Annotated in this window: 1 protein-coding gene; it reads right to left on the bottom strand. The window is 63.4% G+C overall.

The genetic code is table 11. The features are described from left to right. A partial coding sequence (locus PMI34_RS29430; protein WP_238538827.1) for a hypothetical protein occupies window positions 1-239 on the bottom strand: 239 nt, incomplete at its 3' end. Window positions 240-505: the final 266 nt, after the last annotated feature.

The following is a 505-nucleotide window of genomic DNA, read 5'->3' as shown; positions in this document are numbered from 1 at the left end:
GGATCAAGATCAAAAGCTGCAGGCGAGCTAACGCTCTGCCTTTGCTCTTCTGTGGGAGCTGGCTTGCCAGCGAGGCGGCCTGACAGCCGACCTGATTTTGCTGCTGCACATTGTCCAATTGTGGGGGCAGGCTTGCTCGCGAAGGCGGCCGGCCAGCCGACCGAAATCTTGCTGATGTACTGAGTACCTGTGGGAGCGAGCTTGCTCGCGATGACGGCCTGCCAGTCAACCAGGTACATCACAGGCGAACGAACCCAACAAACAGGTCGGCCGGTAGGCCGCCTCGGGCGCTGTTGCGGTGTACGCCCCCTCGTGAGGCCGAGTGGAGGTTCTGCGCAGTGGGCAACCCGGCATGGATGCCGGGTTAGCCGCCCCCGGCCATGGATGGCCGATGGAAGCGGGCCCACGGAGCAGGACCGGAGCGAGGGCATGCCGAGCCACGGCGAGGCACCGAATGTCAGGGGCAAGAGCGTTTGGTTACTTTGCGCTTTTCAAAGTGACCCGC

The organism is Pseudomonas sp. GM74 (assembly GCF_000282455.1).
Lineage (GTDB): Bacteria > Pseudomonadota > Gammaproteobacteria > Pseudomonadales > Pseudomonadaceae > Aquipseudomonas.
The sequence above is the reverse complement of the archived record's forward strand: the minus strand, read 5'-3'. Positions and strand labels throughout refer to the sequence as shown.